The sequence below is a fragment of the Methylobacterium sp. NFXW15 genome (genome assembly GCF_049887755.1).
Taxonomy (GTDB): Bacteria; Pseudomonadota; Alphaproteobacteria; order Rhizobiales; family Beijerinckiaceae; genus Methylobacterium.
This window is the reverse complement of record NZ_JAGEKG010000001.1, coordinates 189,288-202,694: the sequence shown is the minus strand read 5'-3', so window position 1 is coordinate 202,694 and position 13,407 is coordinate 189,288. Positions and strand designations below refer to the sequence as shown.

Annotated in this window: 13 protein-coding genes; 6 read left to right on the top strand and 7 right to left on the bottom strand. The window is 68.1% G+C overall.

What is annotated here, in order from left to right; translation table 11 throughout:
• Positions 1-29 precede the first annotated feature (29 nt).
• Positions 30-1,619, bottom strand: a complete 1,590-nt coding sequence (ggt, locus tag J4O73_RS00985) for a gamma-glutamyltransferase (protein WP_426214054.1) — start codon at positions 1,617-1,619, stop codon at positions 30-32.
• A gap of 262 nt (positions 1,620-1,881) precedes the next feature.
• On the opposite strand from ggt, the gene J4O73_RS00980 reads away from it, so the two are divergent.
• Positions 1,882-3,111 (top strand): glycerophosphodiester phosphodiesterase family protein, encoded by a 1,230-nt coding sequence (locus tag J4O73_RS00980; protein ID WP_426214053.1) that lies wholly within the window; start codon positions 1,882-1,884, stop codon positions 3,109-3,111.
• 42 nt (positions 3,112-3,153) lie between these two features.
• On the opposite strand, the gene phbB is transcribed toward J4O73_RS00980, so the two are convergent.
• Both phbB and J4O73_RS00970 read right to left on the bottom strand, forming a co-directional pair.
• Positions 3,154-3,882 (bottom strand): acetoacetyl-CoA reductase, encoded by a 729-nt coding sequence (gene phbB, locus J4O73_RS00975; RefSeq protein ID WP_378969116.1) that lies wholly within the window; start codon positions 3,880-3,882, stop codon positions 3,154-3,156.
• Between the two features lie 133 nt (positions 3,883-4,015).
• Positions 4,016-5,200 (bottom strand): acetyl-CoA C-acetyltransferase, encoded by a 1,185-nt coding sequence (locus J4O73_RS00970; RefSeq protein ID WP_426214052.1) that lies wholly within the window; start codon positions 5,198-5,200, stop codon positions 4,016-4,018.
• Positions 5,201-5,541: 341 nt separating this feature from the next.
• On the opposite strand from J4O73_RS00970, the gene phaR reads away from it, so the two are divergent.
• Complete coding sequence (gene phaR / locus J4O73_RS00965; protein ID WP_426214051.1) at positions 5,542-6,129, top strand: polyhydroxyalkanoate synthesis repressor PhaR; 588 nt, start codon at positions 5,542-5,544, stop codon at positions 6,127-6,129.
• Between the two features lie 125 nt (positions 6,130-6,254).
• Complete coding sequence (locus tag J4O73_RS00960; protein WP_426214050.1) at positions 6,255-6,518, top strand: hypothetical protein; 264 nt, start codon at positions 6,255-6,257, stop codon at positions 6,516-6,518.
• A gap of 148 nt (positions 6,519-6,666) precedes the next feature.
• Here the strand turns inward: J4O73_RS00960 and rpmF are convergent, their stop codons facing one another.
• Positions 6,667-6,855, bottom strand: a complete 189-nt coding sequence (rpmF, locus tag J4O73_RS00955; RefSeq protein ID WP_003601373.1) for a 50S ribosomal protein L32 — start codon at positions 6,853-6,855, stop codon at positions 6,667-6,669.
• A 163-nt stretch (positions 6,856-7,018) separates the two neighbouring features.
• Positions 7,019-7,561, bottom strand: a complete 543-nt coding sequence (locus tag J4O73_RS00950) for a PAS domain-containing protein (protein WP_426214049.1) — start codon at positions 7,559-7,561, stop codon at positions 7,019-7,021.
• Positions 7,562-7,792: 231 nt separating this feature from the next.
• Between J4O73_RS00950 and J4O73_RS00945 the strand changes: the two genes are divergently transcribed.
• Positions 7,793-8,158, top strand: coding sequence for a ComEA family DNA-binding protein (locus J4O73_RS00945; protein ID WP_426214048.1), 366 nt, complete (start codon positions 7,793-7,795; stop codon positions 8,156-8,158).
• Between the two features lie 9 nt (positions 8,159-8,167).
• On the opposite strand, the gene J4O73_RS00940 is transcribed toward J4O73_RS00945, so the two are convergent.
• Both J4O73_RS00940 and J4O73_RS00935 read right to left on the bottom strand, forming a co-directional pair.
• The gene (locus J4O73_RS00940; protein ID WP_426214047.1) at positions 8,168-8,758 is read right to left on the bottom strand and encodes a hypothetical protein; all 591 of its coding nucleotides are present in this window, start codon (positions 8,756-8,758) and stop codon (positions 8,168-8,170) included.
• The gene (locus J4O73_RS00935; RefSeq protein WP_426214046.1) at positions 8,755-9,045 is read right to left on the bottom strand and encodes a hypothetical protein; all 291 of its coding nucleotides are present in this window, start codon (positions 9,043-9,045) and stop codon (positions 8,755-8,757) included. Before J4O73_RS00935 ends, J4O73_RS00940 begins: the two co-directional genes overlap by 4 nt.
• A 69-nt stretch (positions 9,046-9,114) precedes the next feature.
• On the opposite strand from J4O73_RS00935, the gene J4O73_RS00930 reads away from it, so the two are divergent.
• Positions 9,115-11,982 carry a phosphoenolpyruvate carboxylase gene (locus J4O73_RS00930; RefSeq protein ID WP_426214045.1) on the top strand — a complete coding sequence of 956 codons (2,868 nt, stop codon included), beginning with the start codon at positions 9,115-9,117 and terminating at the stop codon, positions 11,980-11,982.
• 317 nt (positions 11,983-12,299) lie between these two features.
• Positions 12,300-13,397, top strand: coding sequence for a glycosyltransferase family 4 protein (locus J4O73_RS00925; protein ID WP_426214044.1), 1,098 nt, complete (start codon positions 12,300-12,302; stop codon positions 13,395-13,397).
• The last annotated feature ends 10 nt before the right edge of the window (positions 13,398-13,407 follow it).

The following is a 13,407-nucleotide window of genomic DNA, read 5'->3' as shown; positions in this document are numbered from 1 at the left end:
TCGCTGCGCTCGCAATGACGGTGCGGGCTTCAATACCCCAGCGCGCTGCCGTCCTTGCGCGGGTCGGAGCCCGCCGAGAGCGTGCCCGCCTGCCGGTCGATCCAGATCACCTGCCCGCCGCCGAGGGGGAGCGGCGCCCGGAGCACCGGATGGCCGCGCTCCGCAAGCCCCGCCATCACCGCGTCGGGAATGGTGCTTTCCAGTTCGAGGCCGCCGCCATAGGCGAAGCTCCGCGGAGCGTCGAGGGCTTCCTGCACGTCGAGCCCGCGGTCGAGGAGGCCGCTCAGCAGCTCGACATGGCCCATGGCCTGGTAATGGCCGCCCATCACGCCGAAGGGCGCGACCGCTTGGCCCTCCTTCATCACCATGCCGGGGATGATCGTGTGCATCGGCCGCTTGCCGGGGCCGATGCTGTTCGGGTGGCCGGGATCGGTGCGGAACGACAGGCCGCGATTGTGCAGCAACACGCCGCTCTCCGGCGCCAGGATGCCCGAACCGAAGCCCTGGAAGATCGAATTGATCAGCGAAAGCGCGTTGCCGTCGCGATCGACCACGCAGAGATAGACCGTGTCCTTGTGCGCGACGGTCTCGGCGGCTTCGGGGTAGAGCACCGGCTCGCGGGCGCGGGCCATGTCGATGTCGCCCCGCGCCGCCGCGTGCCACGCATCCGAGAGCAGGTGCGAGATCGGCACCTTGGCGAGGTCGGCGTCGCCGAACAGCGCGTCCCGGTGGTGGTAGGCCTGCTTGCACGCTTCGGCGAAGAGGTGGATCCGGTCGAGGTCCGACAGGCTGCCGACATCGTAGAGAGCCAGCACGTTCAGCATCATCAGCGCCGCGAGCCCTTGGCCAGCGGGCGGGCATTCATAGACGTCGTAGCCGCGATAGCGCGTCGAGACCGGTGTGACCGTGTCGGCGCGGGCGCGAGCGAAATCCTCCAGCGTGTGAAGGCCGCCGAGGCGATGGAGCTTGGCGACCATGTCGCGGGCCACCGGCCCCTCGTAGAAACCCTTCGGCCCCGCCTCGGCGATCCGCCTGAGGGTGGCGGCGAGGCGCGGAAGGCGCATCACGCTGCCGATGGCGGGGGCGTGGCCCTCGCGCAGATAGATCGCTGCGGCATCCGCATCGCCCGCGACACGCGGCACGCAGCGCGCCCAATCCCAGCCGACGCGCGGCTGCACCACGAAGCCGTCCTCCGCGTAGCGGATGGCGGGCTGGAGGATCTCGCCGAGGGACTTCGTGCCGTGCTCCCGCGCCAGCGTGTCCCAGGCAGCGACCGCGCCCGGTACGGTGACGGCATGGGGAGAATCCGGCGCGATGCCCACACGGTGCTCCGCGTACCAGTCCGGCGTCGCGGCGGCGGGCGCCCGGCCCGACCCGTCGATCGCCACCGGCACGGATGCGCCCGCAGGGGCATAGAGGCAGAAGCAATCGCCTCCGATCCCGGTCATCAACGGATCGACCACACATTGCACGGCCACCGCCGCGAGCCCGGCATCGACGGCGTTGCCGCCCGCGCGCAGCATCTCGATCGCCGCCAGCGTCGAGAGCGGATGAGACGTCGCCACGGCCGCATTGGCGGCGAAGACGGGGGAGCGGCCAGGGTGGGAAAAATCTCTCAAGCTCGGTCTCGCGCGATCAATCGGTCTCACGGCCAGAAGCAACGGCCCAAGGTGATGGTGCTCGGGTGGGATGCCGTATGCAAGAGCGGCGCGATGGATGTGCGGCCGAGTCTTCGCCTCTTCACCTCATCGTCACAGCCGCTAACTAGAGCCGTATCCGACCGAGTTGAGCCGCCCCCGTCGGTGGATTTCCGGCCGGAGGCAGGTGAGCCAACTTGGTCGAAGACGGCACGAGCCAGTGCGTCTCACGGGAGGATCGACCATGCGCAGCTCCGCCCTCGCGACCAGCTTTCTCCTGCTGCTCGGAGGATGGGCTCACGCGACCGACACGGCACAGCTCGGGCCGCGTCCGTTCTACCTCGTGGACCGGCTCGCGCCCGGCCCGCTGAAGGACAAGCTGTCCGCCTGCGGCATCGAGCGGCCCTATACGCCGCGGACCTTCTCGATCTCGCACCGCGGCGCGCCGCTCATGTTCCCCGAGCACACGCGCGAGGGGATCATGGCCGCCGACCGGATGGGGGCGGGCATCATCGAGTGCGATGTCGCCTTCACGAAGGACCGGCAACTCGTCTGCCGCCACAGCCAGTGCGATCTGCACACGACGACCGACATCCTCACCCGGCCCGATCTCGCCGCCAAATGCACGAAGGGTTTCGAGCCCGCCGATCCCGCGACCGGCCGCAAGGCCTCGGCCAAGTGCTGCACCAGCGACCTGACTCTCGCCGAGTTCAAATCCCTTAATGGCAAGATGGACGCGGCCAACCCGGACGCGACGAGCCTCGCCGCCTATCTCGACGCGACGCCGCGCTGGCGCACCGACCTCTACGCGACCACTGGCACGCTGATGTCGCACAAGGAGTATATCGCGCTGGTGAAGTCGCTCGGGCGGAAGTTCACCCCCGAACTCAAGGCGCCGCAGGTGCCGATGCCCTTCGAGGGAACCTACACGCAGGATGCTTATGCCCAGCAACTGATCGACGAGTACAAGCAGGCGGGCATCCCGGCCTCGGACGTCTATCCGCAGAGCTTCCAGCTTCGCGACATCCTGTATTGGCTGGAGAAGGAGCCCGCTTTCGGAAAGCAGGCGGTCTTCCTTGATGACCGCGACGAGCGCGACAAGGCATTCGATCCCGAAAAGCCCGAGACCTGGAAGCCGGGCATGGCGGAGCTGGCCGCCCAGGGCGTGAAGATCCTCGCGCCGCCGCTCTGGATGCTGGTGCGGCCGGGGCCGGATGGGGCGATCGAGCCCTCGGCCTATGCGCGGGAGGCGAAGGCGGCCGGGCTCGGGCTCATCGCGTGGTCGTTGGAGCGTTCGGGCACGCTGGCCGATGGCGGTGGCTATTACTACAAGTCGATCAAGCCCCTGGTGAAGGGCGACGGCGACATCCTCCGGCTGCTCGATGCGCTGCACGGGAAAGTCGGCGTGATGGGCGTCTTCTCGGATTGGCCGGCGACGGCCACCTTCTACGCGAATTGCGTCGGGGCGCCGTAGTCTCGGCGAGGGCGGAGGCGTGTCGCCCCCGCCCCATCGGTCTTACACGAAGTGTTGGCCGCCGTTGATCGTCAGCGTCGAGCCCGTCACGAAGCCCGCCTCGTCGCTGGCGAGATACTCGACCGCGTGGGCGATCTCATCCGCCTCGCCGAGGCGGCCGGTCGGGATCGTGGAGATGATCTTGTTCCGGATGTCCTCCGGCACCGCCATCACCATCTCGGTCGCGATGTAGCCCGGCGCCACGACGTTGACCGTGATGCCCTTCGAGGCACTCTCCTGCGCCAGCGCCTTGGCGAAGCCGACCACGCCCGCCTTCGCGGCGGAGTAGTTGGTTTGCCCGGCCTGACCCTTCTGGCCGTTGATCGACGAGATGATGATGATGCGGCCGAAGTTGCGGCTGCGCATGCCGTCGATGAGCGGACGGGTGCAGGTGAACATCGAGTCGAGGTTGGTCTTAATGACCGCCTGCCACTTCTCGAAGGTCATCTTGTGGAAGGCGCCGTCGCGGGTGATGCCCGCGTTGTTCACCAGGACGTCGATCGGTCCGACTTCGGCCTCGATCGCCTTGATGCCGGCTTCGCAGCTCGCCATGTCGCCGACGTCGAACTTGAACACCGGAATGCCGGTTTCGTCCTTGAACTTCTGGGCGGCCTCGTCATTGCCACCGTAATTGGCGGCCACCTTGTAGCCCTTGTCCTTCAGGCGCTTCGAGATCGCCGCGCCGATGCCGCGGGTGCCGCCGGTGACGAGGGCGACGCGTCCTTGAGCCATGTGTTTCCTCCTATAACCGCACAATCTGTGCTGCGTGCGGATGACAACCGCACGTCATTTTTTTCGCACCGATCTTCAAGACAACTTTTGGGGCACGCTCGAACGCTGTCGAGCGTGCCCCGTTACAAAACGATCAGGGCCGCTCGATGCACATGGCCACGCCCATGCCGCCGCCGATGCACAGCGTCGCGAGGCCCTTCTTGGCGTCGCGGCGCTTCATCTCGTGCAGCAGGGTGACGAGCACGCGGGCACCGGAGGCGCCGATTGGGTGACCGATGGCGATGGCGCCGCCATTCACGTTCACCTTCGCGTCGTCCCAGCCCATGTCCTTGTTCACGGCCAGCGCCTGAGCGGCGAACGCCTCGTTGGCCTCGATCAGGTCGAGGTCGGAGGGCTTCCAGCCCGCCTTGTCGAGGGCCTTGCGCGAGGCCGGGATCGGGCCGGTGCCCATGATCTTCGGATCGACGCCCGCCGTCGCCCAGGACTTGATCTTGGCGATCGGGGTCAGGCCGCGCTTCTCGGCTTCCGAGGCCGACATCAGCACGATGGCGGCGGCGCCGTCGTTGAGGCCCGACGCGTTGGCGGCGGTGACGGTGCCGTCCTTCGAGAAGGCGGGCTTCAGCTTGGCCATGGCCTCGATGGTCGCGCCGTCACGGATGTACTCGTCGGTGTCGACGATCGTGTCGCCCTTGCGGCCCGGCACGGTGACGGGGACGATCTCGTCCTTGAAGCGGCCTTCCTTGCGGGCGGCCTCGGCCTTGTTCTGCGAGCGGGTCGCGAACTCGTCCTGCTGCTCGCGGGTCAGCTGGAACGCCTGGGCGACGTTCTCGGCGGTGGTGCCCATGTGGTAGCCGTTGAAGGCGTCCCACAGGCCGTCCTTGATCATCGTGTCGATGAGCTTGATGTCGCCCATCTTCTGGCCGGCGCGCAGGTACTGGCAATGGGGCGAGAGCGACATCGATTCCTGGCCGCCCGCCACGATCACCTTGGCGTCGCCGTTCTGGATCTGCTGCATGCCGACCGCGACGGTGCGCAGGCCGGAGCCGCACACTTGGTTGAGGCCCCAGGCGGTCGCCTTCTCGGGGATTCCCGCCTTGATGGCGGCCTGACGCGCCGGGTTCTGGCCTGCGCCCGCCGTGAGCACCTGCCCGAAGATCACCTCATCGACGTCGTCCGGCGAAACCTTCGCGCGCTCCAGCGCGGCCTTGATCGCCGTCGCGCCGAGCTCGTGGGCCGGTACAGCGCCGAACGCGCCACCGAACGAGCCGACCGGGGTGCGTGCCGCCCCGACGATGACGATCTCTTCGCTGCCTGCCATGACGTTCTCCTCTCGCGGCCACGCGTCGCCTTCACTCGCGCGCGCTTTTCGAAAGCCGTTCCAGCGATGAAGTGCGCCGTGCGGTTGAAGTCAAGCAGGTCATCCGGGTGAGGCCCGCCTATGGCGGTTCTCTTCAACCACGATCACGCGCATGCGGCACCGCGGAGGCTCCCGTGATCGCGCAGGTGCAATATTCTGCACTGGACGGAGGCACTTTGCTGTTTTCTGCGCTTCTCGAAGGTCTTATGCTTGTGTGCGGGCGCGATATCGCGACTGCGATGTGAACCGGCGGTGCGCCCCGCGCCGCTTGCGTTGTTCGAGTTCAGAAAGGCCGTTCTGCGATGGCGGATACTGTGAAGACGCCTCAGACCGTCATCAAGAAATACGCGAACCGGCGGCTCTATCACACTGGAACGTCGACCTACGTCACGCTGGAAGACCTCGCTACAATGGTCCAGAACGGCGAGGATTTCGTGGTCTACGACGCCCGCACCGGCGACGACATCACCCGCTCGGTGCTCACGCAGATCATTTTCGAGCAGGAGAACAAGGCCGGTGCCGAGAACCTCCTGCCGGTGGCCTTCCTGCGGCAGCTGATCCGTTTCTATGGCGACAGCATGCGCGCCATGGTGCCGAGCTTCCTCGAATTCTCCATGGCGAATTTCGCCAAGGATCAGGACGGCCTGCGCGAGAAGTTCTCGCAGAGCTTCGGTCCTTCGGCATTCCAGCATGCCATCGAGCAGCAGGTGCGCACCAACATGAACTTCTTCGGCGATGCCATGAAGATGTTCACGGGCTTCGGCCCTCCCGGCGTCATCCCGACGCCGCCCGCCAGCAATCCCGCCCCCGTAGCCGGCGCCGAACTCGACGACCTGAAGCGGCAGATGCTGGAGATGCAGGCGCGCCTCGAACAGCTCGCCCGCAAATGAGGGTGCGGCCGTTAACCTCGAAAGGTTGACGAAACGTTACCGGCGGCCCCACGCTTGCTCCTTGAGCCATCGACGATGGCGAGGGTGCTGCGATGGAACGAATCGGGCCGGTCGGTAGTGCCAGAATGGGACGGGTCGAGACAATTCGACCGGTCTCGTCCACTTCCGCCGCGGACACACCGCCTTCGCGGGCGCTGACGATCATCGCGGGCGGGCGCCGTGAGGAGGCCTCGCGCGCCTCTTCGGCCGTCCTCCGAGACGGTCGCACCGAATCGGCCTTCGTCACGCAGCTTCTGGTCGGGGCGGATCCCACCCTCCAACCGTCGCGCAGCGCACGGGCGCAGATCGCGGCGACCCGCTACGCCGAGACGGCTCGCCGCCTCGCCTGAGGACCCGGCCGGAACGACCCTTCGTCGCATCGCCGCCGCCATCCTCGGCGAGACCCGACGGCATCGCACAACGAAAAAGGGCGCTGGCCTCGTCGGCCGCGCCCCTTCTTCTCGAACCTTCGTCCGTAAACGTGTCCGAAGCGCCGTCTCAGGCCTCGGCCGACTTCACCTTCAGCACCTGGCGGCCACGGTACATGCCGGTCTTCAGGTCGATGTGGTGCGGACGGCGCAGCTCGCCGGAATCCTTGTCCTCGACATAGGTCGGCGCCTTGAGGGCGTCGGCCGAGCGGCGCATGCCGCGGCGGGAGGGGGAAGTCTTTCGCTTCGGAACGGCCATGGCGGGGATCCTTCAGATATGCCGGCGGACAAAGCAGTGCGCGGGCGGGTCCCGCCTCGGGGAGCCGCCATGCACACCGCAGGATACGGATGAGTAGGCGCTTATAGCGATGACGCCCCCGCCTGGCTAGAGCACTCGGCGCTGCCGCACACCGGCGGATGCGTCAACGCAGATCCGCATGGGCCGAAGCGTCGATCAGTGTTTCCTCGGCCAGCTCCTCGCCCAGGCGCCGCAGGGCGGATTCGACGGCCTGCAGCGTCGCCGGGCGGCCCGATCGGGCGATCAGGCTATGGGCGGCCAGAAGATAATCGGCGGCCTGCTCCAGGGGCGAGCCGTCCTGCCAGGGGGGCTCGGGCGGGCGCAACTGACCATCCGCCTTGGTGATGTCGCCGGGCGGTTCGTCCAGGGGCGTCAGCGAGCCGAGGAAGCCGAGGAAGGTCCGGCCCGGTGGTCCGAAGGAGGGGACTGCCCCGGACATCACCCAGCGAAATTCGCCATCGGGGCGGCGCAGGCGGTACCGCACGCAGAAACTGCTCAGGGTGCCGATCGCCTCCTCGACGAGACGTCGCACGAGGTCGCGGTCCTCCGGGTGCAGGGCGCTCACCCATCCAAAATTGCGCGCTTCGGCCAGGGTTTGACCGGTCAATTGGCGCCAATGCCGCCCCAGATGGGTGACATGCCCATTGGCGTCGGTGACGTAGACCATCCTCCCGATTCCCCGTTTTGATCGAAGCGTGTGCCGTTGACCCGGCTCATTACCGAACAAGCGAGCCATCTATCTACAAGTGGAAGCAACGGCCGTCGTCATCATTTGGTAGGGTGTGGGCCTAGCCACGGGGTGGAGTCGAAAAATCTGTTAAGCGAGGGTTCAAATCGCAGGGCCGACAAGTGGGGCAACGGTTCCGCAGGGCGGGCCGTCATTGCCAGGAGTAACCCCATGGCTTCCTCCAAGACTTCGTCCACCCTCCGCGCCTTCGCCTTGTTCTCGGGATTGCTGGCCGCACCCGCCTTGGCTCAGGCGCCTGCGCCCGCCCCCACGACGGCGCCGACCGCTCCCGCCAAGCCGATGGCGCCGAGTGCCCCGGTCGCCGGTGCGCCGAACGCCGCCAAGGCGCCCCTGCTCGATCTGAACAGCGCCAGCGCGGAAGAGCTCGACAAGCTCCCCGGCATCGGTGCGGCACGCTCCGCTGCGATCATCAAGGGGCGGCCTTACAAGGGTAAGGACGAGCTCGTGCAGAAGAAGATCATCCCGCAGAGCGTCTATGACGGGATCAAGGACAAGATCATCGCCAAGCAGAAGTAACTGCGAATTCTACTCGCTGACGGCGCCCTGGGGGATGGTGAACCCCTGGGGCGTCTTCTCCGGCTTTGCCGGAGCTTTCTTGCCTTGGGCTTCCTTCGTCTGGGCCTTCTTGCCGCCCTCGCCGGACGCCTTTTGCGTCTTGCCGTTCTTCTTGGCCACCTGCGGCTCCGGCGCGAGCGCCGGTGGCGTCTCGCACAGTTTGAACGACAAGTCCGCCAGCGGGGCCCCGTCCTCGGCCACGATGCCGAGGGTGGCGGGCAACGGCGGAAGTGTCGTCTCCCAGGTGATGGGCCCGCCGAGGCTGCCCTGCATCGCCGCCGGCGATCCGCCCCGGCGCAGGCTGGTGAAGTCCGGCCCGTAGGCGGTGGCGCGCTTGCCCCCGATCGCGACCTCCAGCACCTGCGTGACCTCCGGCGTGAGCGGGCGCAGGGGATTGACGATCCGCACCTCGCCCGAACGGATCACGGACAGAGTGAAGCCCTGGCCATTCTCGTAGCGCGCCGCCTGAGCGCCGCACGCTTGCACGGCGCCGCCGGGCGCGGCCTGCGCGGCGTTCACCGCTGCCATGAGGAGCAGGATGGACCCGATACCAGCCCTCACCGTTCGCCTCCGCGCGATGCGGCCTCGGCAGGGCGTGGGTCCGGAGTGATGTCGATGACCTCCGCATTGCGGTCGATCGGACTCTCCCGGCGACGGCTGAGGGGGCCGATCAGCAGGTCCGTGTCGTCGTGGTGGAAGTCGCTATCCATCTGCAGCGGCGCGCGGCGGCCACGGGCGGCCATCACGGCCACCATCGCCCCCACCGCGATGAGAACAAGGACGGCGAGGAAGATCAGCAGTCGCTCCATCAGGGCGCCAGTGATAACGCCATGCGGGGTGCCCGTCACCCGACAACGGCGCCGGAACGCTCCTTGCGTAACCGGTGCCGGGTGGCGGACGCGCAACGAGGGTGGAACATGCAGCAGGTCGGTCGCGGTCCCGAGGAGCTCGAGGCGCATCTGCTCGGACTGATCGAGTCGGCACGGGAGCAGGCGAGCGAGGATCCGTTCCGCAATCCGGTCCTGGCCGTGACACTCGCCATCACGCGCTCCTTCGACCGGGGCGAGATCGCGGACGGAGATCTCGACGGGCTGTTCGAGCGGCTTCGCGCCGAGGCGCTGGATGCGCGGGCGCAGCGCCTTCGTGACTATGTCGGCCTAGGCCAGCGGGCCGATACCGGTGTCGCGGCCGCCCTCGTCTCGGCGGTGCCGGACAAGACCGGCGCCTTCGAGGATTTCGCGGCTTTCATCCACCGCACCGCCTTCGCCGTGGTGTTCACCGCCCACCCGACCTTCGGCATGCCCCGCGCCGTGGCAGAATTGCTCGCGCAGGCAGCGGGCCTGCCCGGCTCGACGGCAAGGGCCGAGCCTATCGCCAAGGCCGCCGCCCTGTCCACGCGACCGGATTCGCCGGTCAGCCTCGATCTCGAATTCGATCAGGCCTGCGCCGCCGCCAACAATGCGCGCCTCGCCCTCGATGCGTTCAACGCCGCCCTGTTCGATGCCGCCCGCGCGCGCTGGCCGGATCGCTGGTCCGACCTCCGTCCGCGCCCTTTCGCGGTGGCGAGTTGGGTCGGCTGCGACACCGACGGGCGCACCGATATCGGTTGGTGGGACACGGTGCGCTACCGCCTGATCTCGAAGCGCATGCAGTTCGACCGGGTTCTCCGGGAGTTGCCCGCCGTCCCCTCCGCCCGCGAGGCGCGGGGTCTCGCGGAGGGCGCGCTGAGCGCGGTGAACCGGCAGCTCGCCGTCGCGCCGCGACTCGGGGACAAGCCGTCCCTCGAAGCGGTGCATCGCTTCGCCCTGGCCCTCATCATCGAGCGCGAGCGCGCGCAGACCGACGCCGCCCCGCTGGTCGCTGCCCTCGATGCCGCCCTCTCCGGCGCGGAGGACGAAGCCGACAGGCGGGCCATCGCGGTGCTGCGGGCGGGGGTCGAGACCCACGGCCTGTCGAACGCCCTGCCGCATTTCCGGCTGAACGCCTCGCAGATCCACAACGCCGTGCGCCGGGTGATCGAGCTGGAGGGCGAGCCGACCGATGCCGCCCAGCGCCGTTCGCACCTCGCCACGATCCACACGCTGCTGAACCACGTCACGCCCGTCGCGGTGGATTTCGGCGCGCTCGCCGCCGAGCGTGCCTCCGCCGCTCGGCTGATGATGACGATCACGCAGATCCTCAAGCACGTGGATGGCACCCACCCGGTGCGCTTCCTGATCGCGGAGACGGAGACCGGCTACACCCTGCTGGCGGCCCTGTGGCTCGCGCGTCATTACGGCATCGCGGACAAGGTCGAGATCACGCCGCTCTTCGAGACGGCGAGCGCCCTCGAGCAGGGGATCCGCGTCCTCGACGATGCCCTGCGCAACCCGCATTGGCGGGCCTACCTCAAGCGCATCGGCCGCCTGACCGTGCAGTTCGGCTATTCGGATTCGGGCCGTTATGTCGGCCAGCTCGCGGCGACCTTCTGGATCGAGCGCTTGCGCCTGCGCATCACCGAGATGCTGGTGCAGAATGGCCTGTCGGATGTCGAACTCGCGATCTTCGACACGCACGGCGAATCGATCGGCCGGGGCGCGCACCCGACCTCGCTGCGCGATCGGCTCGCCTATCTCGCCCCGGAGGATGCCCGCGACCGCGCCCGCAAGGCGGGGCTGATGGTGCGGCTCGAATCGAGCTTCCAGGGCACGGACGGCTATCTGCTGTTCGGCACGCGCGAACTCGCCCAGGCCAGCGTCGCGCGCATCGCCGAGCACGTCTTCGCCCTCGACGTGGCGGAGGACGACGCCTTCGCGGGCTATGCCCTGGACGATGCGAAGGAGGGCGGCGACCCAGCTGACGATCCGATCTATTCCGAGCCCGATTTCGCCCTCGAGTTCTTCACCGTCGTCCGGCAGGACATGGAAGCGCTGGTCGATGAGCCGGGCTATGCGGCGCTGCTCGGCACGTTCGGCCCCAGCCTCCTCGACCGGACCGGCTCGCGCCCCGTGGCCCGCCAGACCGATTCGGGCGGCCCGGCGCGGATCACCCATCCCCGCCAGATGCGGGCGATTCCCAACAACGCGATTCTGCACCAGCTCGGCTTCCTGGCGAATTCGCTACACGGGCTCGGCCGGGCGGCGGGCAGGGGGCCGGACCTGTTCCGCGAGATGCGGCGGGATTCGCTGCGGTTCTCCCGCGCCTTCCGGCTCGTGCAATACGCGGCCTCCGTCGGCGATCTCGACGTGCTGCGTGCCTATATCGACACGCTCGATCCGGCCGTCTGGCTGGAGCGCGCCCGCCGGACCCAGAAGGATTTTCGCCGGGACGAACTGGTGGTGATCGCGGGCGCCCTGGAACGGCTCGATCTCGCACCGGACCTCCGCCGCCTGTTCGGGCGTCTCACCCGCGACTGGCTGGCGCTGCGCGCCGCCGCCCCGGACCTGAATGGCATGTCGGCCCGTCTGACCCTGCTCCACGCCCTGCGGCTCGCCTTGATCCACCGGATCTGGTTCCTGGCGGTGCACATCCCCGGTTTCCGGCCGCAGGCGGGCCTTTCCCGCGAGCAGATGCTGGAGCGGTTCCTGCGCCTCGACATCGACGGGTGCTTGACGATGCTCGACGCCATCTTCCCCAACGAGCCCGATCCGACGCTGGGCCTCAACTTCGGTGAGCCCGCCGGCCCGCGCGATACCGGTACCTACGAGACGGAGCACGCCACCCTGTTCCAGCCGATCCGGCGAATGTTCGCGCAGGTGCGGGAGATTTCCGGGATGATCCAGCACGAGGTAGGAGCGTTCGGGTAGCGCTCCGCCGCCCTCGTTCCGTCCTGCGCGCCATGACGAAAAGGCTTGAAATCGCCCCGCGTTCGTCTCGTCCGGCGTGGTGGTCTGGAGCGGCCCACACCTGAACGTTCGCTTTACCGGTACGATCATCGATCGTTCAGACCCGGGCGGCTAAACCGTTCCGGCATGCTTGTCCTGTGCGGTGCTTCGGTTCCGGGCTTGGCGGGTTTGTCCATAACAACATGAGCGGATAACCGCCGAACTCGCCACAGACCTACCTCTCGTCTCGTACGTCCGGCAGGCCCGTCGTCATCTCACACAACCGTATCGGTGCGCGCGTGAAGATCGCTGTCCTCGCCCATCTCAAGTATCCGATCGGTCAACCGCATGCCGGTGGCCTCGAGATGCACACGCATCTTCTCACGGCCGCCCTGCGTCGGCGCGGACATGAGGTCGTTCTGTTTGCGAGCAAGGGTTCTGATCCTGCCCTCGAGCCGGTCATGCTGTGTGAGCCGACCGGCTGCGCCGTCGCCAATCCCGAGCGCGAAGACGAGATCGACCGCGCCGAGGCCGTGGCCTACCGCCAGATGATGGATCGTGTCGCGGCGGGCGGGTTCGACCTCGTCCATAACAATTCGCTGCATGCCCTGCCGCTGCAGGAGAGCGCACGCCTCGGGATTCCGTGGGTCACCGTGCTGCACACGCCGCCCTTCGAGAGCCTGACCAAGGGCGTCGTCGAGGCCGATCCGGACATGGCCTTCCTCGCCGTCTCCGCCTCACTGGCTCAGGAATGGGCGGAGATCGTCCCCCACGCCCAGGTGGTCGGCAACGGCGTCGATCTGTCGACCTTCGCCTATGGCGCCACGCCCGATGATCCGGCCTATGCATTCTGGTCGGGCCGGATCGTTCCGGAAAAGGGCCTGCACCTCGCCATCGACGCGGCCCGCGCTGCCGGTCTGCCGCTGGTCTTCGCAGGGCCCAAGATGAATCCCGTCTACTGGGAGCAGGAGATCGCCCCCCGGCTCGGGCCCGACCTCACCCATCTCGGCCATCTCACCCATCGCGATCTGGCCCGCCATCTCGGCCGGGCGCGGGTGGCGATCGTGTCGCCGCGCTGGGAGGAGCCCTTCGGCCTCGTGGTCGCCGAAGCGCTGGCCTGCGGCACGCCCGTGGCCGCCTTCCGCCGGGGCGCCATGCCCGACATCCTGGACGAGACCTGCGGTCGTCTCGCCGAACCCGACGACGCGCAGAGCCTCGCCGAGGCGATCCGGGGCGCTGCGGGCCTGTCCCGCCGCGCCTGCCGCGACCGGGCCGAGGCGCTCTACGACGCCGAGGAGATGTTCGGCCGGTATTTCGAGATCTACGAAGAGGTGGTCGCCCAGGCGGCCGAGCGCGCCCGGCCGAGCCTGCGCCGGGTGGCCGGCGGGCGCGGCTGAGGGGTTCCCG